The following is a 26146-nucleotide window of genomic DNA, read 5'->3' as shown; positions in this document are numbered from 1 at the left end:
GCTCAGAAACGTAAATAATGGTGCGGAAGGAGAGACTCGAACTCTCACACCTTGCGGCGCCAGAACCTAAATCTGGTGCGTCTACCAATTTCGCCACTTCCGCATTATTTATTCCTAAAAACTCTCAATGAAGAGAATGTTTAGGAATGGTGGCTACGACGGGATTCGAACCTGTGACCCCATCATTATGAGTGATGTGCTCTAACCAGCTGAGCTACGTAGCCACAACAATTTATGGTGCGGAAGGAGAGACTCGAACTCTCACACCTCGCGGCGCCAGAACCTAAATCTGGTGCGTCTACCAATTTCGCCACTTCCGCATAAATTGTCTGCTAATTAAGATAATCATCTCAATAGCTAAATAGTGGCAGGTCTACCTGGATTCGAACCAGGGAATGGCGGCATCAAAAGCCGCTGCCTTACCGCTTGGCGATAGACCTGCAGTTGATAGCTTTCACTATCCGTTTCTAATCATCGACTAGAAACTTAAATAATGGTGCGGAAGGAGAGACTCGAACTCTCACACCTTGCGGCGCCAGAACCTAAATCTGGTGCGTCTACCAATTTCGCCACTTCCGCATTTTATTCCTAAAAACTCTCAATGAAGAGAATGTTTAGGAATGGTGGCTACGACGGGATTCGAACCTGTGACCCCATCATTATGAGTGATGTGCTCTAACCAGCTGAGCTACGTAGCCATCTTTTGGAGCGAGACAATATAACTATTCTCTCTCTCAGTGACAACCCCTTTATAAAAGGTTTTCACTTAAATAGTTGGCAGGTCTACCTGGATTCGAACCAGGGAATGGCGGCATCAAAAGCCGCTGCCTTACCGCTTGGCGATAGACCTGCTGAAAACATGGTGCGGAAGGAGAGACTCGAACTCTCACACCTCGCGGCGCCAGAACCTAAATCTGGTGCGTCTACCAATTTCGCCACTTCCGCAACTATTCCTAATAACTCTTTAAAAAAGTTCTTAGGGATGGTGGCTACGACGGGATTCGAACCTGTGACCCCATCATTATGAGTGATGTGCTCTAACCAGCTGAGCTACGTAGCCAAAACCATGTTTTCCGTTCCTTTCGTTTCATCGCTGTCTCGTTGGGAACGGGGCGCATTATGAGGAGTTGCGTCACAACCGTCAACAGTTTTTTTAAATAAATCGGGATAAACAAATCGTTCGCTTTCTTTTTAAACAAAGAGGCGCGTTTGTGATCGAAAAGTGCTAACAAATTGACTTGGTTTGAATAACTTAATATGAACTTTTTTCTCAGCCAATAAAAAAGCCAGCGATCTGGCTGGCTTTGTATTCGATTGAGTTGTTTAAAGTTTAAACAAACAATTAAACGTTGAAACGGAAATGAACCACATCACCATCTTTAACGATGTACTCTTTGCCTTCTAGACGCCACTTACCTGCGTCTTTTGCTCCGTTTTCACCTTTAAATTGAATGAAATCATCGTAGGCAATCACTTCTGCACGGATGAAGCCTTTCTCAAAATCGGTGTGGATCTTGCCTGCCGCTTTTGGTGCGGTCGCACCGATAGGGATAGTCCATGCACGAACTTCTTTCACACCCGCAGTAAAGTATGTGTGTAGGCTCAGCAATTCGTAACCTGCACGGATTACGCGGTTTAGGCCTGGTTCTTCAATGCCCATATCCGCTAGGAATTCTGCACGCTCGTCATCTTCCAGCTCTGCCATTTCTGATTCGATCGCGGCACAAACAGGAACAACCACGTTGTTCTCTTTCGCTGCAAACTCGCGAACCGCGTCTAGGTATGGGTTGTTTTCGAAGCCATCTTCATTCACGTTAGCGATGTACATGGTTGGCTTCAGTGTTAGGAAGTTTAGGTAACCAACGGCGGCAAGTTCTTCTTTAGACAGTTCTACAGTACGTGCAGAGCCACCTTCGGTGAGGACAGGAAGCAGCTTTTCTAGAACAGTCAGTTCGAATTTCGCGTCTTTATCGCCGCCTTTCGCTTTCTTCGCTTGGCGTTGAATGGCGCGTTCGCAAGAATCAAGGTCAGCCATGGCCAGTTCAAGGTTGATCACTTCGATATCTTCGATTGGAGAGACTTTGCCTGCAACGTGAACAATATTTTCGTTTTCAAAACAACGAACTACGTGACCAATTGCGTCCGTTTCACGGATGTTGGCTAGGAATTTGTTACCCAGACCTTCGCCGCGAGATGCGCCAGCTACTAGACCTGCAATGTCAACGAATTCCATCGTGGTTGGCAGAATACGTTGTGGGTTTACGATTTTTGCCAATTCGTCTAAACGCAAATCTGGCACTGGTACCACGCCAGTGTTTGGTTCGATTGTACAGAACGGGAAGTTAGCGGCTTCAATACCCGCTTTAGTCAGTGCGTTAAACAGAGTTGATTTACCAACGTTTGGCAAGCCAACGATGCCACATTTAAAACCCATGATTGTAACCTTATTCAGCTTTGAACGTGTGGAGGCGGTTTTGTGCTTTGGATAGACCATCTTTGATCAAAATATCCAAGCAGCGAACAGATTCGTCGACGGTAGCGTCGAGTAAGGATTGTTCACTAGCAGGTGCTTTACCCAGTACAAAACCCGCTACTTTATCTTTGTGTCCAGGATGGCCAATGCCGATCCGTAGACGGTAGAATTCTTTATTGTTGCCCAGTTTACTAATGGTATCTCGCAAACCATTGTGGCCACCATGGCCACCACCTTTTTTGAACTTTGCGATACCAGGAGGAAGATCCAGTTCGTCATGCGCGACCATGATCTCTTCTGGTTGAATCTGATAAAACTTTGCCAATGCAGCAATGGCTTTACCAGAAAGGTTCATAAAAGTAGTAGGAATCAGTAAACGCAGTTCCTGACCATTCATCACAATACGTCCTGTTAAGCCATAGAACTTTGCTTCATTCTTTAGCGTAATGTTGTGAACGCGTGCCAGTTCTTCTACTACCCAAGCGCCCGCATTGTGGCGAGTTTTGGCATATTCAGGCCCAGGATTAGCAAGGCCGACAAGAAGTTTGATCTGTTGACTCAAGGTTAGGATCTCTTTGGAATCTTCAAAAGCGCGGTATGATAGCACAGAAAAGTAACGATGGGCGAGGCTAAGCTCCATCGCAAATAAAAACACCCCAATCAAGGGGTGTTCTAAAAATGGACTAATCGAAAAGGGTGATTAGTTAAACATCGCAGAGATAGACTCTTCGTTGCTGATACGACGAATCGCTTCAGCCAACATGCCAGATAGAGTTAGTTGAGTCACTTTACCGGTTGCGGCCATCTCTTTGCTCAGTGTGATTGAGTCAGTGACGATCACTTGGTCAAGCACAGAGTTTTTGATGTTTTTCGCTGCGTTGCCTGAGAACACGGCGTGAGTTGCGTAAGCAAATACACGTTTTGCACCACGCTCTTTTAGCGCTTCTGCTGCTTTACATAGCGTGCCGCCAGTGTCGATCATGTCATCAACGATCACACAGTCACGACCTTCAACATCACCGATAAGGTTCATCACTTCAGAAACGTTGGCACGTGGACGACGCTTATCGACGATAGCAATATCGATATCACCAAGCGCTTTTGCCGTTGCACGAGCACGAACAACACCACCGAGGTCTGGAGATACGACAACAGGATCTTCTAGGCCACGCGCGTGCATATCTTCAAGCAGTACTGGCGTACCGAAGATGTTGTCTACTGGCACATCGAAGAAGCCTTGAATTTGCTCTGCGTGTAGGTCAATCGTCAGAACGCGGTCAACACCTACGTTTGAAAGGAAGTCTGCGACTACTTTTGCAGTGATTGGCACACGCGCCGAACGCACACGGCGGTCTTGACGAGCGTAACCAAAGTAAGGAATAACTGCTGTAATACGGCCCGCTGAAGCGCGGCGCATTGCATCAATCATTACGACCAGCTCCATTAGGTTGTCGTTGGTCGGCGCACAGGTTGATTGAATAATGAAAACGTCACTACCACGTACATTTTCGTTGATTTGTACCGCTACTTCACCGTCAGAGAAACGAGAAACAGTGGCGTCACCAAGAGAGATGTAGAGACGATCAGCAATACGTTGGGCTAGTTCAGGTGTTGCGTTACCAGCAAATAGCTTCATATCAGGCACGGTGGAAACCTCAGGGTTGCGTCCAGTTTTTAAATAGGTCGGTTTTGGGCTGAAAGATAATCAGCCAACGTCTCTTTTAGCGGCGAAATATTGCGCCCTTGAGCGACAAATGCCGAGACATTGTCAGAGAGTTGGGCAAGGATTGATTCCGCTTCAGATCTGCTGTTAAATTCAGCGAAAACGCAAGATCCGGTCCCCGTCAATCTTGACGGCGCGTATTGTAGCAGCCATGAAAGTTGCTTATCAACCTTTGGGTGGATCATTCGGACAATTTTTTCGCAATCGTTTCCGTATTCGCTGTCAAGAAGCGTTTCCAGAGAACGCTTTGGCGTATTTCTCGTCAATTGTGGATGCGTGAAAATATCGACGGTGGCGATGTGCACATCGGGTCTCACCACCAAATACCACTTCTCTTCTGGTTGTGCTGGAGTCAGTTTTTCGCCAACACCTTCAGCAAATGCCGCATGGCCGCGCACAAAAACGGGCACATCCGCGCCCAGTTTTAAGCCAATGTCGGCTAATTCATCATCAGAAAGACCAAGTTGCCAAAGAAAATTCAGTGCAACCAATGCCGTTGCTGCATTGGAAGAACCACCACCGATACCGCCGCCCATCGGCAATATTTTGTTCAGATGAATGTTGGCGCCCAAGGTACATCCCGTCTTTTTCTGGAGTGCATTGGCCGCTTTCCAAATGAGATTTTGTTCTACGGGGAGATCGACAATGTCTGGCGTCAGTGTGATATGACCGCTGTCATTGGCTGTAATCGTGAGTTGATCGCCATGGTCGAGAAACTGAAATAACGTTTGCAGTTCGTGATAACCATTGTCAGTACGACCATTGATGTACAAGAAAAGATTGAGTTTGGCCGGTGAGGGCCAAGTAGTTGGGCTGGTGATCATTATTTTAGCGTCCACTTACTCACAACGATATTTAATTTGATGTCTTGCTGGGTCAGGCTAAGCTTGGCTGGCAGCGGTACAACTTGCTGATGAAATTCCACATCACGATACTGCGTGTAGGCGATATGCCAACGCTGAAAATTGAGATCTTTCTCTAATGAGCTGAGTGTATTTTGCTCATTGAGTTGAAAGTCGTCAGCGCCATTAGGCAAACCGATGATCCAATCACTCAGTTGTTCGACAGGTATAACCAACCCGGTTAACTGTTGGACCAAAGCGGTCGCATTCGCGGCGGTTAAGATCTGATCGTCGTAGGTTTCAACGCGAGCACCTTGCGGCGTCATGGTGAGATTTAATGCGGTCTGGCCAAGAAATGTCGTAAAACGCAGGTTGCTTTGCGCAGGTGAATGTTTCCAGTAGAAATTGAGGTTTTGTCGTTGATCTGGCGACATGTAACCCAGTTTGCCAACGGCTTGAAATGATTGAATTTGTGACAGTTTGGCTTGATGACTTTGCCACTCAACGCTGGTGGGATGGTCCGGAAGGCCAGTACAGCCAACCATAAACAGCGGCAAGAGCATTAACCAAAAATAAGTTCGTCGAAACATGGCGGATACTTTCTGTCTGATTTAAGTCTTTGAGCGCTCAACTATAGCATCGAACTCACGAAGTAAGGAAAACAAATCCGCTACACCCTTTTAATAAAGTCGTGCATAAAGTAAAATTCGCCTCCTAATTTTCCATTCTGTACAGAGAAAGCACTATCGATGTCTTTGCTTGCTATTGGCATAAATCACCACACCGCGTCGGTTGACTTGCGAGAGAAAGTGGCGTTTGGTCCAGACAAACTGGCTAACGCACTGCAGCAGCTCAGCCAGCATGAAGCAGTCAATGGCAGCGTGATTCTCTCTACCTGTAACCGCACCGAAGTGTATTGCGATGTCAAATCGGGTGCACGCAGCAAGGTGATTGATTGGTTAAGCCAGTTTCATCAAATCGGTTTAGAAGAGCTCAAACCGAGTTTGTATGTGTACGAAGAACAAGCAGCAATTCGCCATCTGATGCGCGTTTCTTGCGGCTTGGATTCTTTGGTGCTGGGTGAACCACAAATATTAGGGCAGGTGAAACAGGCGTATTCCGACTCGCGTGAGCAGCAGGCTGTGGATGCGTCTTTGGAAAAATTGTTTCAGAAAACCTTTTCCGTTGCTAAGCGCGTCCGCACGGAAACCGACATTGGCGGTAACGCCGTTTCGGTCGCGTATGCTGCTTGTACGTTAGCCAAACACATTTTTGAATCGTTAGAGAAATCGACGGTTCTATTGGTCGGTGCTGGTGAAACCATCGAGTTGGTGGCGAAGCACCTTCACGCGAATGGTTGTAGTAAAATGATTGTGGCAAACCGTACTCGTGAGCGTGCACTGACCTTAGCAGAGCAATTTGATGCTCAGGTGATCAGCTTGCAAGAGATTCCCAATCACCTTGCCAAAGCGGACATAGTGATCAGCTCCACGGCGAGCCCGCTGCCGATCATAGGGAAAGGCATGGTGGAAACGGCGCTCAAGCAACGTCGTCATCAGCCTATGTTGTTGGTGGATATTGCAGTCCCGCGTGATGTGGAAGCGCAAGTGGGCGATTTGAATGATGCTTACTTGTATACTGTTGACGATCTGCAATCGATTATTGACAGCAATATTGAGCAGCGCAAAGTCGAAGCGATTCAAGCAGAAGCGATTGTGGCGGAAGAAAGTGCCGCGTTTATGAGTTGGCTTCGCTCGCTCCAAGCGGTGGACAGTATTCGTGAGTATCGTCAGTCGGCCAATGAAATTCGTGAGGATTTACTCAGCAAAGCGCTGTTATCACTCGAAAGCGGTAGTGACCCAGAAAAAGTACTGCGTGAGCTGAGTAATCGCCTGACAAATAAACTCATCCATGCACCCACACGTGCGCTACAATTGGCCGCAGAGCAGGGTGAGCCCGCAAAATTAACCGTCATTCGCCAAAGCTTAGGGCTGGATGAACTCAAATAATTCTATCAATCAGTAAGATATATAAATGATGAAAGCCTCGATTCTAACCAAGCTAGAAATGCTGGTTGAGCGTTATGAAGAAGTGCAGCACCTTCTTGGTGATCCGGGAGTGATCGGTGACCAAGACAAATTCCGTGCACTGTCAAAAGAGTATTCTCAACTTGAAGAAGTCACTAAGTGCTTTACTGCCTATAAACAAGCGCAAGAAGATTTAGTTGCTGCGGAAGAGATGGCCAAAGAAGACGACGCAGAGATGCGTGAAATGGCGCAAGAAGAAATCAAAGCGGCAAAAGTGGCCATTGAAGATTTGGCTGCAGAGTTGCAAATTCTTCTGCTACCGAAAGATCCGAATGACGATCGCAACTGTTTCCTCGAAATTCGTGCGGGCGCAGGCGGTGATGAAGCCGGTATCTTTGCTGGTGATCTGTTCCGTATGTACAGCAAGTTTGCAGAAAAACGTGGTTGGCGTATTGAAGTCATGTCCGCGAATGAAGCAGAGCATGGCGGCTACAAAGAGATGATCGCGAAAGTGAATGGCGATGGCGCTTACGGTTTCTTGAAGTTTGAATCGGGCGGTCACCGTGTTCAACGTGTTCCTGCAACCGAATCGCAAGGTCGCGTACACACCTCGGCGTGTACCGTGGCAATCATGCCTGAAATTCCTGAAGCGGAAATTCCAGAGATCAAAGCAAGCGATCTAAAAATTGATACCTTCCGCTCTTCTGGCGCGGGCGGTCAGCACGTTAACACCACCGACTCGGCAATCCGTATTACTCACTTACCAACCGGTACTGTCGTGGAGTGTCAGGATGAGCGTTCACAGCACAAAAACAAAGCCAAGGCGATGGCTGTTCTAGCGGCTCGTATTGTTCAAGCTGAAGAGGCTAAGCGTGCAGCTGAAGTGTCTGATACGCGTCGTAACCTGCTTGGTTCGGGCGATCGTAGTGACCGTATTCGTACCTACAACTACCCACAAGGCCGTGTGTCAGATCACCGCATCAACTTGACGATTTACCGTCTTTCTGAAGTGATGGAAGGCGATCTTCAGTCTTTGATCGATCCTGTGATTCAGGAACACCAAGCGGACCAATTGGCTGCTTTGGCGGAAAACAACTGATCCCATGTCTGAGTTGATGACACTAGATGCCGCTGTTAAACAGGCGGCATCTCGCTTTTCTGAGTTAGGCAATGATTCGCCGTCTTTAGACGCCGCGGTATTGCTTTGCCATGTACTGGATAAGCCGCGTAGCTATCTGTTTACCTGGCCAGATAAAATACTCACCGAACAAGAGCAGCAGCAGTTTGAAGCCTTAGTGGCGCGTCGACTGTCTGGCGAACCGGTGGCTTACATCATCGGTGAACGAGAGTTTTGGTCTTTGCCTTTTAAAGTCGCGCCATCGACGTTAATTCCTCGCCCCGATACCGAGCGTTTAGTGGAGTTGGCGCTAGAAAAAACTGCGACGCAAACGGGCTCTATCCTCGACTTAGGCACAGGCACGGGAGCGATTGCCATTGCACTGGCGTCTGAACTGCCACATCGCACTGTGATGGGCGTGGATTTGCAGCAGGAAGCGAAGCTGCTTGCTGAGTCGAATGCGTTGGCATTGAATATCAAAAATGTGACCTTTAAACAGGGCAGCTGGTTTGAACCTGTGGCTCAAGGCACAAAGTTTGCTTTAATCGTTTCCAATCCTCCTTATATTGATGAGAATGATCCCCATCTTAATCAAGGAGATGTGCGATTTGAGCCGAAAAGTGCTCTGGTTGCCGAAGAGTCTGGCCTGGCTGATATCCGTTATATCGCGCAACAGGCACGTGACTATCTTGAGCCTCATGGCTGGCTGATGTTTGAACATGGCTACGACCAAGGTATCGCTGTTCGAGAAATCCTAGATACGTTGGGATATCAAGAGGTAGCAACCGAAAAGGATTACGGTGGCAATGATCGAGTGACTTTGGGTTACTTCGTTGCTTTACCAGAAAACACGGATCACTAGATCCAGATATCAAAGAGAACACTATGTACGAAGCTCTGAAATACTTTCATTTACTCACCATTGTCATCAGCGCGTTGCTGCTTTCCGTTCGCTATGCATTGATGATGATGAATTCAAATAAGTTGAAGCACCCATTTTTACAGCGTTTTCCTCATATCAACGATTCATTATTGTTACTCTCAGGAATCGCATTGATTGTGATGACCGGATTTATTCCTTTTACCCCATCAGCGCCGTGGTTAACTGAGAAGCTCACTTGCGTAATGGCTTACATTGCCCTTGGCTTCTTTGCGCTTAAACTGGGTAAAAACAAGCTGCTACGTACTTTCTCTTTCTTTGGTGCACTCGGTTGGCTAGCGATGGCAGGCAAATTGGCGGTTTCAAAGACACCGATGTTTTTCGGTTAAGAATATTTAGTGTGAATTAAGGAAACGGATAACAAGTAATGCTGGAATTGTTTGACGAAGATTTTGACAACATGGAGCTGGTGGAAGGGGCGTTAGAGCTCAATAAAGCCATTAATCCAGAAACAGAAGATCTTTGGGTAAAGCATGAGTTGGCTCGTTTGTTAAAAGAAGCGGAAAACGAACTGTTTGTCGAGCGAGATGAAAAGCAACGCTTTGACGCCTTTCTACGCCTATTTTTCATCCAATGGCAGTTCCAAGGTGATCGTGAAGCCTATTTTGATTCAGACAACAGCTTTATTGATAAAGTATTGCAGCGTCGGAAAGGCATCCCTGTCAGTTTAGGCGCGATACTGCTTTATCTGGGTCGCCAGCTTGGCTTCGACTTGCATGGTGTCACCTTTCCAACCCAGTTTCTTTTGCGAGTGGATTGGTGTGAAGGGGGCGTTCAATACATCAACCCATTTAATGGTGAGTTTGTTGGCGAGCGCCTTTTACAAGCTTGGTTGATTGGCCACGAAGGGCCGTTAGCAACGTTGAAACCTGAGCATCTTGAGGTGGCGGATAACCCTACGGTGATTGGCCGCTGGCTTGCCTTATTAAAAGGCGCACTACTTCGAGAAGAGCGCTATACTCTGGCTTTACGTTGTACCAATCTGGCGTTAACGTTTGTGCCAGATGACCCTTATGAAATTCGTGATCGCGGCTTTATCTATCAACAACTAGAGTGTCATCAAATTGCGGTGTCTGATTTTCAATATTTTATTGATCAGTGTCCCGATGACCCAGCGGCAGAGCTGCTAAAAAAACAAGTTAACGTTATGAGTGGCAAAGCGGTCACTCTACATTGATCAAATAAGAGACATAATGATGGAACAGAAAATTGTTCAGATTGGTGATATTCCAGTTGCCAACGATAAGCCATTTACTTTGTTTGCTGGCATGAACGTACTAGAGTCACGTGATTTGGCGATGCAGATCTGTGAGCACTATGTGAAAGTGACCGATAAGTTGGGTATTCCTTACGTATTCAAAGCATCTTTTGATAAAGCCAACCGCAGTTCTGTTCACTCATACCGTGGCCCTGGTCTTGAAGAAGGGATGAAAATCTTCCAAGAGCTGAAAGACACGTTTGGCGTAAAGATCATCACAGATGTTCACACGGAAGCACAAGCGCAGCCTGTAGCGGATGTGGTGGATGTTATCCAACTACCTGCGTTCTTGGCTCGCCAGACTGACCTTGTGGAAGCGATGGCCAAAACGGGCGCGGTAATCAACGTGAAGAAACCTCAGTTCATGAGCCCAGGTCAAGTGGGCAACATCGTTGAGAAATTTGCGGAGTGTGGCAACGATAAGATCATTCTTTGTGAGCGTGGTTCTTGTCATGGTTACGATAACCTAGTCGTAGATATGCTGGGTTTTGGCGTAATGAAAAAAGCGTCAAAAGGTAGCCCAATCATTTTTGATGTGACGCACTCACTGCAAATGCGCGACCCATCAGGCGCGGCATCAGGTGGTCGCCGTGAACAGACCGTTGAACTAGCGAAAGCCGGTTTGGCAACGGGTATTGCTGGTCTGTTTATTGAGGCGCACCCAAATCCAGACCAAGCACGTTGTGATGGCCCATCGGCATTGCCACTCGACAAACTAGAGCCGTTCCTTGCGCAAATGAAGGCACTGGACGATCTTGTGAAAAGCTTCGCGAGTATCGATATCCGATAATATTTTCGTGTTATCGAGATTAAAAAAAGGACCGATAAAACGGTCCTTTTTTGTTTTTTCCGTCGGCTTCTCTTTCGTGATGTGGTGGCTTTTTATTCTGACTCTGTTTAATTAGTGAACTTAATCACAACTTCAGTTGATATCATCATTTCTTAGTCAAACGTTTGCCTGTGATCGCATGAGTTTTGTCACTGTAACTCTCAGGCTTTGTTACAGTTTTTCGCGGTTTTTATAGTGATCAATGCATCATAAATATGAAAACGCGCTGAAATGGTTTGGCCAGTTACTTTAAACTGTATCAAGTTTTACAGCCAACCTAACTCGGTTTAATAAATTGAGCTTATGTTTAAAAAGGCCTGTAGATATTTGCAGTGGAATCCCCAAAAAGTTCAAAAGGTATGACAATGAAGCAACGCCTGATTGTAAAAACCGCGCTTAGCGCAGCTATTCTGGCAACTCTGGCGGGTTGTGCAACTCAGCCAACTCAAGAATGGGCAGCAGATACAACTTACAAACTGACAGTACTGCACACGAACGACCACCACGGCCGTTTCTGGCAAAACAAATACGGTGAGTACGGTATGGCAGCTCGCAAAACTCTGATCGATGAGTTGCGTGCTGAAATCCAAGCGGAAGGCGGCAGCGTACTGCTACTTTCAGGTGGTGATATCAACACAGGTGTTCCTGAGTCAGACCTTCAAGATGCTGAGCCAGATTTCAAAGGCATGAGCAAAATCGGTTACGACGCAATGGCGCTGGGTAACCACGAGTTTGACAATCCTCTAGACGTACTGATGAAGCAGAAAGAGTGGGCTAACTTCCCAATGCTGTCTGCCAACATTTACGACAAGAAAACCGGCGAGCGCATGTTCCAAGCTTACGAGATGTTCGATAAGCAAGGTATCAAAATTGCGGTTATCGGTCTAACAACCGAAGATACAGCTAAGCTAGGCAACCCAGAATTCATCGGCGCCATTGACTTCCGTGATCCGAAGGAAGAAGCGAAGAAGCTGATTGCTGAGCTAAAAGAAACAGAAAAACCAGATTTGATCTTCGCCGTGACGCACATGGGTCACTACGAAGATGGTAAGCGTGGCATCAACGCTCCTGGCGATGTGGCACTGGCTCGTTACCTAAACGAAGGTGACCTAGACATGATCGTCGGTGGTCACTCGCAAGAGCCGGTTTGTATGGAAGCACCAAATGTGGTGAAGAAAAACTTCAAACCAGCAGACGAGTGTAAGCCAGACCAACAAAACGGTACTTACATCGTGCAAGCGCACGAGTGGGGTAAATACGTTGGCCGTGCTGATTACGAGTTCCGCAATGGTGAGCTACGTATGGTGAGCTACGATCTGATTCCGGTTAACCTGAAGAAGAAAGTGGAAGTCGATGGTAAGAGCCAGCGCGTCTTCATTGAAAGCGAAATTAAAGAAGATACTGCATTGCTAGAGTTCCTACGTCCTTACCAAGAGAAAGGTCAAGAGCAACTTAACGTGAAGATTGCAGACACAAACGGCAAGCTTGAAGGTGACCGTAACGTGGTTCGCTTCCAGCAAACTAACCTAGGTCGTTTGATCGCAGTATCACACATGGAGCGTGCAAAAGCAGACTTCGCAGTAATGAACTCGGGTGGTGTACGTGACTCGATTGAAGCGGGTGAAGTGACTTACAAAGACGTCCTTACCGTTCAGCCTTTTGCAAACATCCTGACTTACACCGATATGACGGGTAAAGAAGTGCTGGACTACCTAAACGTAGTTGCAACGAAACCTGTTGATTCAGGTGCTTACGCGCAATTCGCCGGTATCTCAATGACAGTGGCTAACGGCAAAGTATCGAACGTATTCATTGGTGGCAAACAGCTTCGTCTAGATGAAACTTACCGCTTCACCGTACCAAGCTACAACGCCGCGGGTGGTGATGGTTACCCTAAACTGACTGGTCACCCTGGTTACGTGAACACTGGTTTTGTGGATGCTGAAGTACTGAAAGAGTTCCTAGAGAAGAACAGCCCAATCGATGTGAACAAGTTCGCGCCAAATGGTGAGATTGTTTACAAATAATCGATAAGAGAAAGAGTTTGACTCAATCTCGCTGATATCTTTAACTAAAGCGCTATTCCGATCTGGGATAGCGCTTTTTGTTTATACAGGAGAAAGACAATGACTCCGGCTATCAATCTTGCCAAGAAAAAGAAAGTTCCTCATACCATCCACGAATATCAGCACGATCCACGAGCGACAAGCTATGGTTTGGAAGCGGCAGAAGTGCTTGGGCAAGATCCAAAAAAAGTCTTTAAAACATTACTGTTTTGCTTAAATGGCGAAGCAAAAAACTTGGCGGTAGCGATCATCCCCGTTGATCAAAAACTCAATCTAAAATTGGCAGCGAAAGCCGCTAATGGCAAAAAAGCCGATATGGCCGATCCTGAAATCGCGCAAAAAACCACAGGTTATGTCGTGGGCGGCATTAGTCCGCTCGGGCAAAAGAAAGCTCTGCCCACCTTTCTTCATATGAGTGCAGGGCAACAAGAGACCATTTGTGTCAGTGCTGGTAAGCGTGGCTTAGAGATTGAGCTAGCACCCAAAGATTTACTGATGCTCACTCGAGGGCATTTTGCTGAACTCTGTTTAGAGGCTTAAGTTCTCTGAGGGGTAAAATAGAATACGTTTGACCAACAAAAAGGACGCTCGTAGGAGCGTCCTTTTCAAAGCTTGCGAGTAATATTATTTCTTAAGAGTCAAAGTGCCGCCCGTGCGTTTGACGGGTTTTGCTGCGTTGGGATTGTCATAGCGTTTTGCTTTTCCAGCTTGCTCTTGGCGCTTTGGTTTTTCAAAACGCGGTTTATCGCCATCCTGCTGCTTTCTTTGCTGCGCTTTTTTTGAATTTGGCGCATGGCGAAACTCATCGGCATTGTTGCCTTTGAAGGTGCGCTGTTTTTGGTTGCGACGTGCAGTAGAGGTTTGATTTTCCTCGCGGCTGTCAAACAGCTTAGCGTCGGTGGCTTTGCGAATACGGCGGCCTTTGGCGTCAACGCGAGAGGCTTCTTCGGTGCCAACAGAACCTTCACACATCGCAAGGATTTCCGTCACCTCATCGTCTGTGAGATAACGCCACTTACCGTTCGGAATGCCATCGAGTGAAATGTTCATAATGCGCACACGACGCAGTTTAAACACTTCATAGCCGAGTGCTTCACACATACGGCGGATCTGGCGGTTCAAGCCTTGAGTTAAAACAATACGGAAGGAGAACTTGGTTTCCTGTGTGACTTTGCACGGCAAGGTTACGGTATCGAGAATATTCACACCGCTCGACATTGCTTTAATAAATTCAGGCGTAATGGGTTTATCCACTCGCACCACATACTCTTTTTCGTGGTGGTTACCCGCACGGAGAATCTTATTAACAATATCCCCATCATTGGTTAGGAAAATCAGACCGTCTGAAGGTTTGTCCAATCGACCAATTGGGAAAATGCGCTTCTTATGCCCAATAAAATCAACGATATTGCCCGGAATGTCGCGTTCAGTAGTGCAGGTAATGCCAGTGGGTTTATTCAGTGCGATGTAGACCGGTTTTTCCTTTGCAGCGACAGGCTTTCCATCGACACAAACGTCGTCACCAGGCAAGACCTTGGTGCCCATTTCTGGCTGTTTGCCATTGATGGTGACGCGACCTTGCTCGATAAGTTTATCGGCTTCGCGGCGTGAGCAAAAACCAGTTTCACTGATGTATTTATTAAGGCGTTTAGCGTTATCTTGGGACATGTTGTTCTCTCTTAACGTTTCACAACGGCGTTGTATTGTTCAGTCCCTTACTGGTTGTAAGGGAAATTGGGGCGTGCATTCTAGCACTGAATAAATGTTAGCCTAAGCGTTTTTGATGACGTTCTCGATTCTCGAGTTTTTTGTCGGCACTTTTCTGCAACAAAACATAGAGAGCGCCAGTTCCACCATGAAAACGTTGCGCACTGTGGCAACATTGCACTTCTTTAATCTGCATTAACCACGTCGTGACAAAACTCTTCATCTTGGCGGGGGGATCGGATAACTCGCCTCGACCATGAGCGATCACGACGGTGCGAATGTCCATTTTCATGCATTGTTTAAGGAAGCGAACAAGTTCATCCCGTGCTTCTTTGAGCGATTTCTTATGCAGGTCTAGCCTGGCTTGAATGGGGTACTTGCCTAAACGCAACTTACGATAGACACCCTCTTGTACGCCGTCTCTTTTAAACTCCACCATGTCATCAGGTTTGAGCATTTCTGCGTGATCAAGGCTGAGGTGCTCCGGATTATCCTCGGTGAGCCAAATCGCCGCTTCGCGCCGCGCCAATTGGGATTCACTGACTTGGTGTTTTTTCTTGTGCTCAGCAGTGTCATGAGTGATGGGCTTTACATCCCCCATCATTTGTTGGAAAAGTTCGAAATCATCGTCGTGAGACATAACGGCATCTCAAAGCTTGATTAATGGTTGCAGGAGTATACCAACGGTTGGGGGAAAACGATCAATCCAGAGAATAAAAAACCGGAACAGGCAGAAAACCCATTCCGGTGCAAAGCGTTTCTATAAAAGATTATAGAGCTTGGCGATATCTAGTGAGGAGATTTGTCATTCATGACCTTGTAAACGATGAAACCGCCGTAAAACAGCATTAGACCTAGTGCACCAAATATGACAATCATTGAAGAAAGTCCTACCGCATTACCGAATAGCAAATCGAGCCAAAAGTCCATGGTTTCCTCCAAAGTGTGAAGACAGGGTAAAGTTAAAAGCTGGTGCTATTTTGCACACTGATCTGGATCAATTGTGTTGCATAAGTTAACGACATGTTTTTATTGGTGTGTTTCTGCTCACATTTTATGTGCTACTGGTGGCGGAATAAGCAAACGGATAAATTATTACAAAAAAACTGCGCTTAGCTCTTGCGTCGTCAGCCAGAATCCGTAATATACGCATCCGTTGACGGAACAAAGCTTCTGTAAAACATCTCGGTGAATAGCGCAGCTTGGTAGCGCATCTGGTTTGGGACCAGAGGGTCGGGGGTTCGAATCCCTCTTCACCGACCACTTTAAGAAAGCCTGCTTTTATAGCAGGCTTTCATCGTTTTGGGGTGAGGCAAAGTTTGTTTGCTGATGCCGAACCTCGTGGGGTTCGCCTGACGTTAGAATATGGCTCTTCACCGGCCACTTTTAGAAAGCGTGCTTTATAGCAGGCTTTCATCGTTTTTGGGGTGAGGCTAAGTTTGTTTGCTGATGTCGAACCTCGTGGGGTTCGCTTGACGTTAGAATATGGCTCTTCACCGGCCACTTTTAGAAAGCCTGCTTTTATAGCAGGCTTTCGTCGTTTTGGGGTGAGGCAAAGTTTGTTTGCTGATGTCGAACCTTTTATGAGGTGGCCAAAATTAGAAATGGCATTGCGCAGGCTGGCTTTGGGTCAGTTGCTCGGTTTTAAAACCGGATTGCTCGAGCAGTGCAATGAGATTCTCTTTGCCTACCAGATGCAACGCACCGACCACCACCGCATAATGCCCTGGCTCCTCTTGAGCAAGTTGAGAGAGCTTTTGGACCCAATCGTGATTTCTATCCGTCAGCATGGCTTTTTCCAACTCAGGGGAGATCTCTGACAGGTTAGCGAACTCCACCAATTTTTGTTTGTCGCCTTTTTGCCAGCTCTCAACCAAACAAGAGAGTAACTGCTCACTTTCACTAAACTCTGACAGCGCACTAGTCAGCAATTCTTTGCCATCTTGAGGTGTTTTGGTGAGTAGATCGATTTGAAATTGCGCACTTTCCAACGGATGAAGAGGGACACCATGTTGACGTGCTTTTTGAATGAGATAAGTATCCACGCCAAGTTCTGAGTGGTACCCCAGTTTTTGTACTTGAGCCATTTGGATGGTTAAGGCACTTGCCCACGGCGGAGCAAGCATCAATTGCTGATAGGGCAAGCCGAGCTCATTGGCGATTTGTTGCAGCTGCTGTTTCTGTTCATCGGTGAGGACTTGCTGGCTGACATAGCGTTGAGGTGGATAAGTCACTTGATTCAATTGCGATAAATCGGCCTCCACAATGAGAGCTTGGCTGTTAGCGATGGTGTTTTCTATCTCATTGGGTAGCGGGTACAGTGCATCGCTTCCTACATGAATCGAGCCTAATATCCTGAATTCCGTTTTACCTTTGGTGGCTTTCCACACTAATGGTTCGGCAAGTACCGTGGGAACGAGAGTGGCAATCGCAATAATAAGGGTAACGAGCTTGAGCATGTTTTACTCCCTGAAAAATGTTCCGGCAAATTTGTTGATTTGATAAAAATGACGAGCGTTAACGGAGCTAAAAGTGCGATCAAATACTCAATTTCAACGTCAAATTCTGATGATTTGAATTTTAAAGCACGTCGCCATTGTGGGAAATTTCTTTCAATAGTGTCCATTGTGTTGATGTTTTTGTGATCTGTATTTGATAAAAACTCGTCAAAAATGAAATTACGAATTTAACGTTCATTGTAACTTATTGAAATTTAAGTTTTTATATTTTCCATTTTCGATCGCAGTTTGAAGTAGATCACTTCTCCTGCTTATTAATTTTACGCTTAGAAAAAACTCGCTGTATGTTGAGTGCATTGGTAAGTAACAGCCGTTTTGGCTGGATTGGTTTTCTAAGTTTTAGGGTAAGTAAGATGTTGAAACAAACTTTAATTGCTGCGTCGGTTATCGCCTCTTTGGCGGGTTGCTCTACATTACAAAGTGATGAGCAACGTGTCGTCAATTCATTAGCGGATAATTTGGACATTCAATACCAAGTTATGACAAATCATGGCGCGAACGAGGGGCTCGCCTGTGGTGATATGGGGGCTGAATGGGCTTCTTGTAACCGAGTGAATATGACGCTGGTGAATCAAGGTGATGCCGTCAATGCCAAAGATTGGGCCATTTACTTTCACAGCATCCGTCTGATTTTAGATGTGGAAAATGACCAATTTAAAATTTCTCGTGTCACGGGTGACCTACACAAATTAGAACCGACGGATAAATTTGATGGTTTTGCCGCGGGTGAAGAAGTCGTACTGCCTCTGATTGGTGAATACTGGACGTTGTTTGAAACCGATTTCATGCCAGGTGCTTTCGTCACTGCGCCAAACGCAGAGCCAAAGATGATTGCCTCTCTAAACACCGAAGATGTGGCATCTTTCGTGGCCGGTCTTGAAGGTAACAACCTAAAACGTACGCCAGATGACAACAACGTATTCGCGAGTGCTGTGTCTCGCTTCGAGAAGAACGAAGACCTAGCAAAACAAGATGTATCAACTACGCTGCTACCGACGCCACTGTTTGTGGAAGCAGGCAAGGGCACTGTTGATATCGCGGCGGGTATTGCGCTGCCTAAAGACGCATTCGATGCAGCTCAATTTGCAGCAATTCAAGAACGTGCAGAAGTGGTTGGTGTGAATGTTCGCGGTGATGTTCCGGTTAGCATCACGGTTGTTCCTGCGGACTTCACCGGTGAGTTAGCAAAATCGGGTGCTTACGAGATGAGCATTCAAGGCGGCGGTATTGCGATTAAAGCGTTTGACCAAGCCGGTGCTTTCTACGCAGTGCAATCTATCTTTGGCCTGATAGATAGCCAAAATGCGGATTCTCTACCACAACTGTCGATCAAAGACGCGCCTCGTTTTGATTACCGTGGCGTGATGGTGGATGTGGCTCGTAACTTCCACTCTAAAGACGCCATTCTTGCCACGCTAGACCAAATGGCAGCGTACAAGATGAACAAACTACACCTTCACTTAACGGACGATGAAGGCTGGCGTTTAGAAATCCCGGGTCTGCCTGAGCTGACCGAAGTGGGTGCTAATCGTTGTTTCGACATTGAAGAGAAAAGCTGTTTATTGCCTCAGCTTGGCTCGGGTTCAACGTCAGACAACTTTGGTTCTGGCTACTTCAGCAAAGCAGACTACGTGGAAATTTTGAAGTACGCCAAAGCACGTAACATTGAAGTGATTCCAGAAATCGATATGCCAGCCCACGCTCGTGCCGCAGTGGTATCGATGGAGGCACGTTACGATCGTCTCATGGCCGAAGGAAAAGAAGCACAAGCGAACGAGTTCCGCCTGATGGATCCTCAAGATACATCGAACGTGACGACGGTTCAGTTCTACGATAAGCAAAGCTTTATCAACCCATGTATGGAGTCTTCAACTCGCTTTGTTGATAAGGTGATTTCAGAAGTGGCAGCCATGCACCTAGAAGCGGGCGCACCGCTAACAACATGGCACTTCGGTGGTGACGAAGCGAAGAACATTAAGCTAGGTGCTGGTTTCCAAGACGTTAACGCGCAAGACAAAGTTAGCTGGAAAGGCACGATTGACCTGTCTAAGCAAGACAAGCCATTTGCCCAGTCGCCACAATGTCAGACGCTCATTACCGATGGCACAGTCAGTGACTTCGGTCATCTGCCAAGTCACTTTGCTGAGCAAGTGTCGAAGATCGTGGCTGAGAAGGGCATTTCAAACTTCCAAGCATGGCAAGATGGCTTGAAGTACAGTGAAGGTGAGAACGCGTTCGCAACAGAAAATACTCGCGTAAACTTCTGGGACGTTCTGTACTGGGGCGGTACTTCATCAGTGTACGAGTGGTCTAAGAAAGGTTACGACGTGATCGTTTCTAACCCAGATTACGTCTACATGGATATGCCATACGAAGTAGACCCGAAAGAGCGTGGTTACTACTGGGCAACACGTGCAACGGATACGCGTAAGATGTTCGGCTTTGCGCCAGAGAACATGCCGCAAAACGCAGAAACCTCTCTAGACCGTGACGGCAATGGCTTTACGGGTAAAGGTGAAATCGAAGCGAAACCTTTCTACGGTCTATCAGCACAGCTTTGGTCTGAAACCGTGCGTAACGATGAGCAATATGAGTACATGGTATTCCCTCGCGTACTGGCAGCCGCTGAGCGTGCATGGCACCGAGCGGATTGGGAAAACGACTACAAAGTGGGTGTTGAATACTCGCAAAACTCTAACCTAGTAGACAAAGCAGCACTAAACCTAGACTACAACCGCTTTGCCAACGTACTTGGTCAACGTGAACTGGCGAAACTGGAAAAATCAGGCATCGACTACCGCCTACCTGTACCGGGTGCGAAAGTCGAAGGGGGTAAGCTAGCTATGAACGTTCAGTTCCCTGGCGTCACGCTTCAATACTCGCTAGACGGCAAAAACTGGCTGACGTACGCGGATGATGCTCGTCCAACCGTAGAAGGTGAAGTCTTTATCCGTTCTGTGTCTGCGACAGGCGAGAAAGCAAGCCGAGTAACAAGTGTGAAGTAATGCTTAGCGCGTAAAGAAAGAAAAACCCAGCTCAGCTGGGTTTTTCTCTTTATTGTTCAATCGCTATTTTTGATTGCCTTCATGGCGGCGATACTCAAACACTTGACCTTGTTCGTTAAAGGCATACACAGAGTAGCTGTCTTTTTTATCACCATACTCCATGCCCGGAGAGCCCATTGGCATGCCCGGAACCGCAAGGCCTTTCGCATTGCGTGGTGGATTTTCTAAGAACGCTTTGATGTCTTCTGCAGGAATATGCCCTTCAAAAACGAAGCCATTGATTTCTGCCGTGTGACAAGAGTAAAGCTGATCGTTCTTCAAACCGAGTTTCTGTTTGACGGTGTTCATGTCTTCATGAAGCTCTTCTTTAACGGTGAAACCATTCTCTTCCATGTGTTTGGTCCATTCGCCACAGCATCCACAGTATGGCGATTTATGGTTGATGACATCCGCTGCCAAAACATTTGCTGACAGACCTGTCAGCAGCATAAGAGTAAGTGTTTTTAGTTTCATAGTGACCCCTAAGAGCGTGTTGTCGTTTTAAATAAGCGTAGTCGATTGGCGTTGCTGACCACGGTAATGGAAGAGAGTGCCATGGCTGCACCAGCCACCACAGGACTCAAAAGAAAACCGGATACAGGATACAGTACGCCAGCTGCCACCGGAATACCCAAAGAGTTGTAAATAAAGGCACCAAAGAGATTTTGCTTCATGTTTTTCACCGTCGCTTTGGACAGTTCAATGGCGTTGAGAACGGCAAGTGGTGATGAGTTGAGCAGCGTCATCTGTGCGCTTTCAATCGCCACATCGCTGCCACTGCCCATCGCAATGCCAATATCGGCCAAGGCTAGAGCTGGCGCGTCATTAATGCCGTCACCGACCATGGCGACTTTGCGACCTTGCAATTGAAGGCGTTCAATATGGCTCGCTTTCTCATCAGGCAGCACTTGCGCGATGACTTCATCGATACCCAACTCTTGAGCAATGGCATTGGCCACGCTTTGGTTGTCACCTGTTAGCATTACGGTGTGGATGCCTTCTCTCTTCAAGGCTTGGATAGCTTGTTTAGAATCGCTCTTGATTGGGTCTGAAATGGCGATCATGCCGATTAAACGCTGGTTAAGCACGGCAGCGACTGGCGTCCACGCGTTTTGCGCACATTCGTCAATCGCCTCAGTGGCGACACTCAAATCAAATTGCTGTGCTTGTAAGTGATTTAATGACACCACCAACAGTTCATCCCCCGCAATGACGGCACTAACCCCTTTGCCTCGCATATTTTCAAACTGGTTTACCTCAAGCTCTGGTGCTTTGTGGTGTAGGGCGTCTGCCACAATCGCTTTGGCGAGTGGATGCTCTGATTGCTGTTCGGCACTCAACAGCAGTGAACGTAAATGCTGCTGATCGTAGTCAAAGGCATAAAGCGCTTGGACTTTGGGTGCCCCTTGGGTCAAGGTGCCGGTTTTGTCGAATACCACGGTGTCGATTTTGCTGGCCGATTGCAGCACATCTGCATCTCGGATCAAAATGCCCATTTCAGCCGCTTTACCAACCCCCACCGTCACCGACAATGGGGTCGCAAGGCCGAGTGCGCAGGGGCACGCGATGATCAGTACGGTGGTGGTGACCACTAACATGTAACTGGCTTTTGGCTCAGGGCCAACGAAAAACCAAATTGCCGCAGAGAAAAGGGCAATGGCCACGACAACAGGCACGAAGACCGATGAAATCTGATCCGCCAGTTTGGCGATAGCGGGCTTACTGCTTTGCGCCTGACGCACCATACGGATAATACGAGCCAGCATGGTATCAGCACCGATCCCAGTTGCTTGAATAATTAAGCTGCCGTCATTATTTAGAGTGCCAGCAGAAACGTTGTCTTGCGCTTGTTTGAAAACCGGAACGGGTTCACCTGTGAGCATGGATTCGTCGAGATACGACTCGCCAGAAATCACCAAACCATCAACGGGGATTTTTTCTCCCGGCTTGATGCGCAGTTTCATCCCCAATTGAATCTGTTTAACGGCGATGGTTTGCTCGCCTTGGTTGGTGATCAAACTTGCGGTTTGAGGCTGAAGGTTGATCAGTGATTGCAGTGATTGAGTTGTACGCGCTTTGGCTTTCGCTTCGATATAGTGTCCTAGTGAAATCAAGCCGACAATCATCGCACTGGCTTCAAAATAAACGTGGCGTGAGGCTTGCGGAAACCAACTCGGAAATAAAACCACCAACATCGAGTAGAGCCAAGCCGTTCCAGTCCCCAATGCAACCAGCGTATCCATAGTGGCGCGTTTGTGCGTTAATGCTTGCCACGCATTAGTAAAGAAACTTTTTCCCGCGGTAGCAAGCAACAATAGGCAGACTAAGCCGACAATTCCCCATGCGATCTGATCTTGAGTGTTTTCGATACTCATGCTGCCACCTAATACCCCCCACAACATCAGTGGCGCACCAAGGGCTATTCCTGCGAAAGCGCTGACTTTGTGTTTTCGCTGCGCTTGCATCATCTGTTCACTTTGCTTTTGTTGTGTCAGTTCAGCGTCGAGCACCACTTCCGCTTGATAACCTGATTGTTTGACGGCGGCAAGCAATGCTTCTGTTAAATCCGCTCTGCTTGAGCGTGTAAACACGAGTGCGCTTTGCTCTGCAAGATTGACTTGCGCTTTGTCAATTCCTTCGACAGAAAGCAGCGCTTTTTCGACTGACGAAACGCAACTTGCACAGGTCATGCCTTGAATCAGTAACGGTATGCTTTCCTGAAGTTCCGGTGAGGTGATCGCTTCTGAGAGAGAGGAGTCAGCGTCGAGTGGGGGGGCACTTTGCGGCAATGGTAAAGAAGTCACTGCGCTCGCTTGCGCTACCTCTGTTGTTGCGGCATCCCCAGGTAGGGCTTGGTAGCCAATAGAAGCAATAAGCTCAATGACCGCTTGTTCACTCAAGCAGGTGGTGATAGCAAGTTCTGTTTTACTCACGGTGAAGCGAATCACCTCGCTGTGCTCACTGAGTAAGGTGTTCACTTTATTGACGCAGCGACCACAGTTAAGCCCTTGAAGCTGGAAGTGATAATCATGGCCAGCATGATAACCAAGCTTTTCTATCGTCTCAGCAATCTCGGCCAGAGTGGACGGGGTCTCTAAGCTGATTTCTTTGGGAGACAGCGCTTGAATCGTGACACTGTGATCGGCATGCAGTGCTTTCTCGACCTTACGAGCACAACCCATGCAGTTGAGGCCAGAGAGCGCAAGGGTAAATTGGTTCATCTTTTTATCTCCCACGAAATAATGTGGTAATAACGATAAACCTTGCCGCCGGGGGAAGGTCAAGCATTGGTTCGTGCAATCAATTACGTCAAAATGGCTTTGCCGTACCGATATTTCGCCTTATTTCCTTGCGAGGCACTTCAATCTTTTTTCTTTGGAAATATAAAGTTCCGTTAATTGAGCTAAAAGTTGCGTGAGTCGCTTCACGATACGGCAACATATTTGCCGCCACGTCGCAATAAAAAACTAAATTTGACGTTTTTTATATTTTTTGTTTGAAGTTAAGTGTTTGTTTTTAATGTTTTTATATTAATTTTTATTGGTTGATTTTGAAGTGGCTCAGGTTGTTGGTGTCGCCATTTTTTAAAGAAAAAAAAGTCTGAGATATTTGCCCCGTCCAAACATGACTGGTGAGCTTGGTTCTATGTCCTAGGGAAGTAAGCAAGCCAAGGAAAACTAAAAAGATATAGGGGTTAAACATGTCTTACCTAAAGAAAAGCTTATTAGCAACAGCAGTGACTGGCCTAATGTTCAGTGGTGCAGCATTTGCAGAAGGTGCGAACAGCGATGCAGCAAAAAACTATTTAACTAAAGACTCTTTTGCATACGAAGTATACGGTGTAATTGCGATGCAGGCCGCTTACCGCGATTACGATTCTGGTGACGCAAAAACAGATGACAACCTAGGTGGCATGCAGTTCAACAACGAATCGCGCATTGGTTTCCGCGGTAAGAAGAACTTTGCTAACTTCGGGCCAACGTTCATTTGGCAAATTGAAGGTGGCTATGTAGACCCAAGCTTCGGCGGTGAAGGTGCTGGCCTTGGTGAACGTGATACATTCGTTGGTTTTGAAAGTGAATCAATGGGTCAAGTCCGTGTTGGTCGCGTATTGACTCCGCTTTACGAAGTGGTTGACTGGCCAGGATCGAACCCAGGTCTAGGTGATGTATACGACTGGGGTGGCGCTATCGGTGGTGCTAAGTACCAAGATCGCCAATCTAACACCATCCGTTGGGACTCTCCAATGTACGGCGAAGCATTCTCTCTAGATGTGGCAGCTGGCGCTGGTGACAAGGCTGGCCTTGGTGAAGGCGACGATTTCTGGGCTGGCTTAGCGGCACACTACAAAATTGGTCCAATCCAATTAGACGCGGCGTACGAAGGTAACCGCAATATTGTTGCTGAAGGTCAAACTTGGGACAACGATACTTACCTAGTGGGCGTTCAAGGTTGGTTTGAAAACGGCATTTCTTTCTTCGCTCAATACAAGATGATGGAAGCAAGTGCTAACAACGGTGTTGACGAGAAGCAAAATGCAATGACTGCAGGCTTGATGTACACCGCGGGTGACTGGCAGTACAAATTGGGCTACGCGGCTAACTTTGAGCTAGAGCGTAACGGCAAAACAATCAACAACACAGATGACAACGTAATTTCTGCACAAGTTATGTACTTTGTTGACCCATCTGCAGTACTGTACGCTCGTGCTCGTACGCTAGACTTTGGCGACGGAGCGACTTTACTAGATGACAATACGAAGACTCGTTGGAAGTCAGATGATTACACTGAGTTCTCAGTGGGTGTTGAATACTACTTCTAACTCGTTAGAAATCAAGAAAGGGCGGCAACGCCCTTTCTTCGTTGATAAGTGGAACTGAAATATGAAAAAAATGATGATTCTGAGTGCGCTAGCACTATTTAGCAGCTCACTGTTCGCTGCCAACCTGACGCTGCAGAAGGAAATTACGCCACAAATCGTCAATGGTGAAGGCGTGACGCTTCAAGAAGTGCATAATGGCAATCGCATCGAATTAAAACCGGGCCACAATCAGATTGCGGTGACGATTGGACAAATTGTTTTTGAAGATGGCAAACGCCGCAAATTTGATTCACAACCATTATTGCTTGAGTTTGTCGCCAAGCCAGAACAAGCGCTGACACTAAAGTATGGCAAGTTCCGTACGATTGACGACGCGAAAAAATTTGAAAACAACCCAACGGTGCACTTGACGGATGCTCAAGGAAATCCGGTCGCATTTACCATGGTTCAGCTCTATAAAGGTGGCCTGCAAGGGTTTCGTGATTACGAACGAGAAGTCGCAGATTACAACGCGCAGAAAGCACAAAAGGCGGACAGCGCACCACTCGTTAATCACGATCCAAAAGCAATGGATCTTAAAACTGCATTTAAAGAAATGACTCGACAAGAGCAGCAAGCCTTTATGCAATGGGCAATGCAAAACTTAAAATAGTTTTCTTCTTTCCTTCGTTTAACAAGCGAAAAATCGAATTCCACCCTCAATGTGATAAACACATTGAGGGCATGTGTTTTTGGGATAGCCTGAGCGATTTTCTCTGGTTGTAGATTCGTTCGACGAT

Annotated in this window: 22 protein-coding genes and 10 tRNA genes; 12 read left to right on the top strand and 20 right to left on the bottom strand. The window is 47.0% G+C overall.

The annotated features are described in order from the left end of the window. Positions 1 to 18: 18 nt before the first annotated feature. The 14 genes from VV1_RS01290 to lolB all read right to left on the bottom strand — a co-directional run bounded on the left by VV1_RS01290 (position 19) and on the right by lolB (position 5628). Positions 19 to 103, bottom strand: a tRNA-Leu gene (locus VV1_RS01290). 44 nt (positions 104 to 147) lie between these two features. Next, positions 148 to 224, bottom strand: a tRNA-Met gene (locus VV1_RS01285). A gap of 11 nt (positions 225 to 235) precedes the next feature. Continuing rightward, positions 236 to 320, bottom strand: a tRNA-Leu gene (locus VV1_RS01280). Between the two features lie 45 nt (positions 321 to 365). Then, a tRNA-Gln gene (locus VV1_RS01275) sits at positions 366 to 440 on the bottom strand. Positions 441 to 494: 54 nt separating this feature from the next. Beyond that, positions 495 to 579 (bottom strand) — tRNA-Leu (locus VV1_RS01270). A gap of 42 nt (positions 580 to 621) precedes the next feature. Next, positions 622 to 698 (bottom strand) — tRNA-Met (locus VV1_RS01265). Positions 699 to 775: 77 nt separating this feature from the next. Then, positions 776 to 850, bottom strand: a tRNA-Gln gene (locus VV1_RS01260). Between the two features lie 10 nt (positions 851 to 860). Then, positions 861 to 945: transfer RNA gene (locus tag VV1_RS01255), tRNA-Leu, on the bottom strand. A 38-nt stretch (positions 946 to 983) separates the two neighbouring features. Next, a tRNA-Met gene (locus VV1_RS01250) sits at positions 984 to 1060 on the bottom strand. A gap of 282 nt (positions 1061 to 1342) precedes the next feature. Continuing rightward, positions 1343 to 2434: a redox-regulated ATPase YchF gene (gene ychF / locus VV1_RS01245; protein WP_011149723.1), complete on the bottom strand. Its 1092-nt coding sequence runs from the start codon at positions 2432 to 2434 to the stop codon at positions 1343 to 1345. 10 nt (positions 2435 to 2444) lie between these two features. Next, positions 2445 to 3035, bottom strand: a complete 591-nt coding sequence (gene pth / locus VV1_RS01240; protein WP_011078372.1) for an aminoacyl-tRNA hydrolase — start codon at positions 3033 to 3035, stop codon at positions 2445 to 2447. A gap of 138 nt (positions 3036 to 3173) precedes the next feature. After that, complete coding sequence (locus VV1_RS01235; protein ID WP_011078371.1) at positions 3174 to 4118, bottom strand: ribose-phosphate pyrophosphokinase; 945 nt, start codon at positions 4116 to 4118, stop codon at positions 3174 to 3176. A gap of 29 nt (positions 4119 to 4147) precedes the next feature. After that, positions 4148 to 5035 (bottom strand): 4-(cytidine 5'-diphospho)-2-C-methyl-D-erythritol kinase, encoded by an 888-nt coding sequence (gene ispE, locus VV1_RS01230; RefSeq protein ID WP_011078370.1) that lies wholly within the window; start codon positions 5033 to 5035, stop codon positions 4148 to 4150. Further along, positions 5020 to 5628, bottom strand: a complete 609-nt coding sequence (gene lolB, locus VV1_RS01225) for a lipoprotein insertase outer membrane protein LolB (protein WP_011078369.1) — start codon at positions 5626 to 5628, stop codon at positions 5020 to 5022. Before lolB ends, ispE begins: the two co-directional genes overlap by 16 nt. 159 nt (positions 5629 to 5787) lie before the next feature. On the opposite strand from lolB, the gene hemA reads away from it, so the two are divergent. The 8 genes from hemA to ybaK all read left to right on the top strand — a co-directional run bounded on the left by hemA (position 5788) and on the right by ybaK (position 13815). Beyond that, positions 5788 to 7047: a glutamyl-tRNA reductase gene (gene hemA / locus VV1_RS01220; RefSeq protein ID WP_011078368.1), complete on the top strand. Its 1260-nt coding sequence runs from the start codon at positions 5788 to 5790 to the stop codon at positions 7045 to 7047. A 28-nt stretch (positions 7048 to 7075) separates the two neighbouring features. Then, positions 7076 to 8164, top strand: a complete 1089-nt coding sequence (gene prfA / locus VV1_RS01215; protein WP_011078367.1) for a peptide chain release factor 1 — start codon at positions 7076 to 7078, stop codon at positions 8162 to 8164. A gap of 16 nt (positions 8165 to 8180) precedes the next feature. Beyond that, positions 8181 to 9044 carry a peptide chain release factor N(5)-glutamine methyltransferase gene (gene prmC, locus VV1_RS01210; RefSeq protein ID WP_370293146.1) on the top strand — a complete coding sequence of 288 codons (864 nt, stop codon included), beginning with the start codon at positions 8181 to 8183 and terminating at the stop codon, positions 9042 to 9044. Positions 9045 to 9067: 23 nt separating this feature from the next. Further along, a complete protein-coding gene (locus VV1_RS01205) occupies positions 9068 to 9451 on the top strand; it encodes a SirB2 family protein (protein ID WP_011078365.1) in 384 nt (127 codons plus the stop codon). Positions 9452 to 9489: 38 nt separating this feature from the next. Then, positions 9490 to 10299 carry a SirB1 family protein gene (locus VV1_RS01200; protein ID WP_011078364.1) on the top strand — a complete coding sequence of 270 codons (810 nt, stop codon included), beginning with the start codon at positions 9490 to 9492 and terminating at the stop codon, positions 10297 to 10299. A gap of 19 nt (positions 10300 to 10318) precedes the next feature. Continuing rightward, on the top strand, positions 10319 to 11170 hold the full coding sequence (gene kdsA / locus VV1_RS01195) for a 3-deoxy-8-phosphooctulonate synthase (protein WP_026130489.1): 852 nt from the start codon (positions 10319 to 10321) through the stop codon (positions 11168 to 11170). Between the two features lie 404 nt (positions 11171 to 11574). Beyond that, positions 11575 to 13236 carry a bifunctional UDP-sugar hydrolase/5'-nucleotidase UshA gene (ushA, locus tag VV1_RS01190; RefSeq protein WP_011078362.1) on the top strand — a complete coding sequence of 554 codons (1662 nt, stop codon included), beginning with the start codon at positions 11575 to 11577 and terminating at the stop codon, positions 13234 to 13236. Between the two features lie 99 nt (positions 13237 to 13335). Then, positions 13336 to 13815, top strand: coding sequence for a Cys-tRNA(Pro) deacylase (gene ybaK / locus VV1_RS01185; RefSeq protein WP_011078361.1), 480 nt, complete (start codon positions 13336 to 13338; stop codon positions 13813 to 13815). Positions 13816 to 13899: 84 nt separating this feature from the next. Here the strand turns inward: ybaK and rluF are convergent, their stop codons facing one another. The 3 genes from rluF to VV1_RS23025 all read right to left on the bottom strand — a co-directional run bounded on the left by rluF (position 13900) and on the right by VV1_RS23025 (position 15912). Next, positions 13900 to 14943 carry a 23S rRNA pseudouridine(2604) synthase RluF gene (rluF, locus tag VV1_RS01180; RefSeq protein WP_011078360.1) on the bottom strand — a complete coding sequence of 348 codons (1044 nt, stop codon included), beginning with the start codon at positions 14941 to 14943 and terminating at the stop codon, positions 13900 to 13902. Between the two features lie 97 nt (positions 14944 to 15040). Continuing rightward, positions 15041 to 15622, bottom strand: a complete 582-nt coding sequence (gene smrA, locus VV1_RS01175) for a DNA endonuclease SmrA (RefSeq protein WP_011078359.1) — start codon at positions 15620 to 15622, stop codon at positions 15041 to 15043. A gap of 149 nt (positions 15623 to 15771) precedes the next feature. Further along, the gene (locus tag VV1_RS23025) at positions 15772 to 15912 is read right to left on the bottom strand and encodes a DUF3149 domain-containing protein (protein WP_011078358.1); all 141 of its coding nucleotides are present in this window, start codon (positions 15910 to 15912) and stop codon (positions 15772 to 15774) included. A gap of 256 nt (positions 15913 to 16168) precedes the next feature. On the opposite strand from VV1_RS23025, the gene VV1_RS01165 reads away from it, so the two are divergent. Further along, a tRNA-Pro gene (locus VV1_RS01165) sits at positions 16169 to 16245 on the top strand. A 335-nt stretch (positions 16246 to 16580) separates the two neighbouring features. Here VV1_RS01165 and VV1_RS01160 read toward each other — a convergent pair. Then, a complete protein-coding gene (locus tag VV1_RS01160) occupies positions 16581 to 17441 on the bottom strand; it encodes a TraB/GumN family protein (RefSeq protein ID WP_011078357.1) in 861 nt (286 codons plus the stop codon). A 413-nt stretch (positions 17442 to 17854) separates the two neighbouring features. On the opposite strand from VV1_RS01160, the gene VV1_RS01155 reads away from it, so the two are divergent. Continuing rightward, positions 17855 to 20506 carry a beta-N-acetylhexosaminidase gene (locus tag VV1_RS01155; RefSeq protein WP_011078356.1) on the top strand — a complete coding sequence of 884 codons (2652 nt, stop codon included), beginning with the start codon at positions 17855 to 17857 and terminating at the stop codon, positions 20504 to 20506. A gap of 63 nt (positions 20507 to 20569) precedes the next feature. Here VV1_RS01155 and VV1_RS01150 read toward each other — a convergent pair whose 3' ends face one another. Together VV1_RS01150 and VV1_RS01145 are read right to left on the bottom strand one after the other, a co-directional pair. Next, positions 20570 to 21019 carry a DUF411 domain-containing protein gene (locus VV1_RS01150; protein WP_011078355.1) on the bottom strand — a complete coding sequence of 150 codons (450 nt, stop codon included), beginning with the start codon at positions 21017 to 21019 and terminating at the stop codon, positions 20570 to 20572. Between the two features lie 8 nt (positions 21020 to 21027). Further along, positions 21028 to 23766, bottom strand: coding sequence for a cation transporter (locus tag VV1_RS01145; protein ID WP_011078354.1), 2739 nt, complete (start codon positions 23764 to 23766; stop codon positions 21028 to 21030). A 479-nt stretch (positions 23767 to 24245) separates the two neighbouring features. On the opposite strand from VV1_RS01145, the gene chiP reads away from it, so the two are divergent. Both chiP and VV1_RS01135 read left to right on the top strand, forming a co-directional pair. Continuing rightward, positions 24246 to 25367 carry a chitoporin gene (chiP, locus tag VV1_RS01140; RefSeq protein ID WP_011078353.1) on the top strand — a complete coding sequence of 374 codons (1122 nt, stop codon included), beginning with the start codon at positions 24246 to 24248 and terminating at the stop codon, positions 25365 to 25367. A 61-nt stretch (positions 25368 to 25428) separates the two neighbouring features. After that, on the top strand, positions 25429 to 26019 hold the full coding sequence (locus tag VV1_RS01135) for a YccT family protein (protein WP_011078352.1): 591 nt from the start codon (positions 25429 to 25431) through the stop codon (positions 26017 to 26019). Positions 26020 to 26146: the final 127 nt, after the last annotated feature.

Origin of the sequence: Vibrio vulnificus CMCP6, from assembly GCF_000039765.1 — a bacterium.
In the GTDB taxonomy this organism is placed as follows: domain Bacteria; phylum Pseudomonadota; class Gammaproteobacteria; order Enterobacterales; family Vibrionaceae; genus Vibrio; species Vibrio vulnificus_B.
The sequence above is the reverse complement of the archived record's forward strand: the minus strand, read 5'-3'. Positions and strand labels throughout refer to the sequence as shown.

What these genes read in the sequence shown, in the direction of transcription:
- VV1_RS01155 (WP_011078356.1), top strand. Translation starts at nt 17,855, where the DNA reads ATGTTGAAACAAACTTTAATTGCTGCGTCGGTTATCGCCTCTTTGGCG.
- VV1_RS01145 (WP_011078354.1), bottom strand. Translation starts at nt 23,766, where the DNA reads ATGAACCAATTTACCCTTGCGCTCTCTGGCCTCAACTGCATGGGTTGT.
- smrA (WP_011078359.1), bottom strand. Translation starts at nt 15,622, where the DNA reads ATGTCTCACGACGATGATTTCGAACTTTTCCAACAAATGATGGGGGAT.
- VV1_RS01205 (WP_011078365.1), top strand. Translation starts at nt 9,068, where the DNA reads ATGTACGAAGCTCTGAAATACTTTCATTTACTCACCATTGTCATCAGC.
- prfA (WP_011078367.1), top strand. Translation starts at nt 7,076, where the DNA reads ATGAAAGCCTCGATTCTAACCAAGCTAGAAATGCTGGTTGAGCGTTAT.
- ushA (WP_011078362.1), top strand. Translation starts at nt 11,575, where the DNA reads ATGAAGCAACGCCTGATTGTAAAAACCGCGCTTAGCGCAGCTATTCTG.
- prmC (WP_370293146.1), top strand. Translation starts at nt 8,181, where the DNA reads ATGACACTAGATGCCGCTGTTAAACAGGCGGCATCTCGCTTTTCTGAG.
- VV1_RS01160 (WP_011078357.1), bottom strand. Translation starts at nt 17,441, where the DNA reads ATGCTCAAGCTCGTTACCCTTATTATTGCGATTGCCACTCTCGTTCCC.
- VV1_RS01200 (WP_011078364.1), top strand. Translation starts at nt 9,490, where the DNA reads ATGCTGGAATTGTTTGACGAAGATTTTGACAACATGGAGCTGGTGGAA.
- ychF (WP_011149723.1), bottom strand. Translation starts at nt 2,434, where the DNA reads ATGGGTTTTAAATGTGGCATCGTTGGCTTGCCAAACGTTGGTAAATCA.
- lolB (WP_011078369.1), bottom strand. Translation starts at nt 5,628, where the DNA reads ATGTTTCGACGAACTTATTTTTGGTTAATGCTCTTGCCGCTGTTTATG.
- VV1_RS01135 (WP_011078352.1), top strand. Translation starts at nt 25,429, where the DNA reads ATGAAAAAAATGATGATTCTGAGTGCGCTAGCACTATTTAGCAGCTCA.
- VV1_RS01150 (WP_011078355.1), bottom strand. Translation starts at nt 21,019, where the DNA reads ATGAAACTAAAAACACTTACTCTTATGCTGCTGACAGGTCTGTCAGCA.
- ybaK (WP_011078361.1), top strand. Translation starts at nt 13,336, where the DNA reads ATGACTCCGGCTATCAATCTTGCCAAGAAAAAGAAAGTTCCTCATACC.
- chiP (WP_011078353.1), top strand. Translation starts at nt 24,246, where the DNA reads ATGTCTTACCTAAAGAAAAGCTTATTAGCAACAGCAGTGACTGGCCTA.
- VV1_RS23025 (WP_011078358.1), bottom strand. Translation starts at nt 15,912, where the DNA reads ATGGACTTTTGGCTCGATTTGCTATTCGGTAATGCGGTAGGACTTTCT.
- kdsA (WP_026130489.1), top strand. Translation starts at nt 10,319, where the DNA reads ATGGAACAGAAAATTGTTCAGATTGGTGATATTCCAGTTGCCAACGAT.
- rluF (WP_011078360.1), bottom strand. Translation starts at nt 14,943, where the DNA reads ATGTCCCAAGATAACGCTAAACGCCTTAATAAATACATCAGTGAAACT.
- hemA (WP_011078368.1), top strand. Translation starts at nt 5,788, where the DNA reads ATGTCTTTGCTTGCTATTGGCATAAATCACCACACCGCGTCGGTTGAC.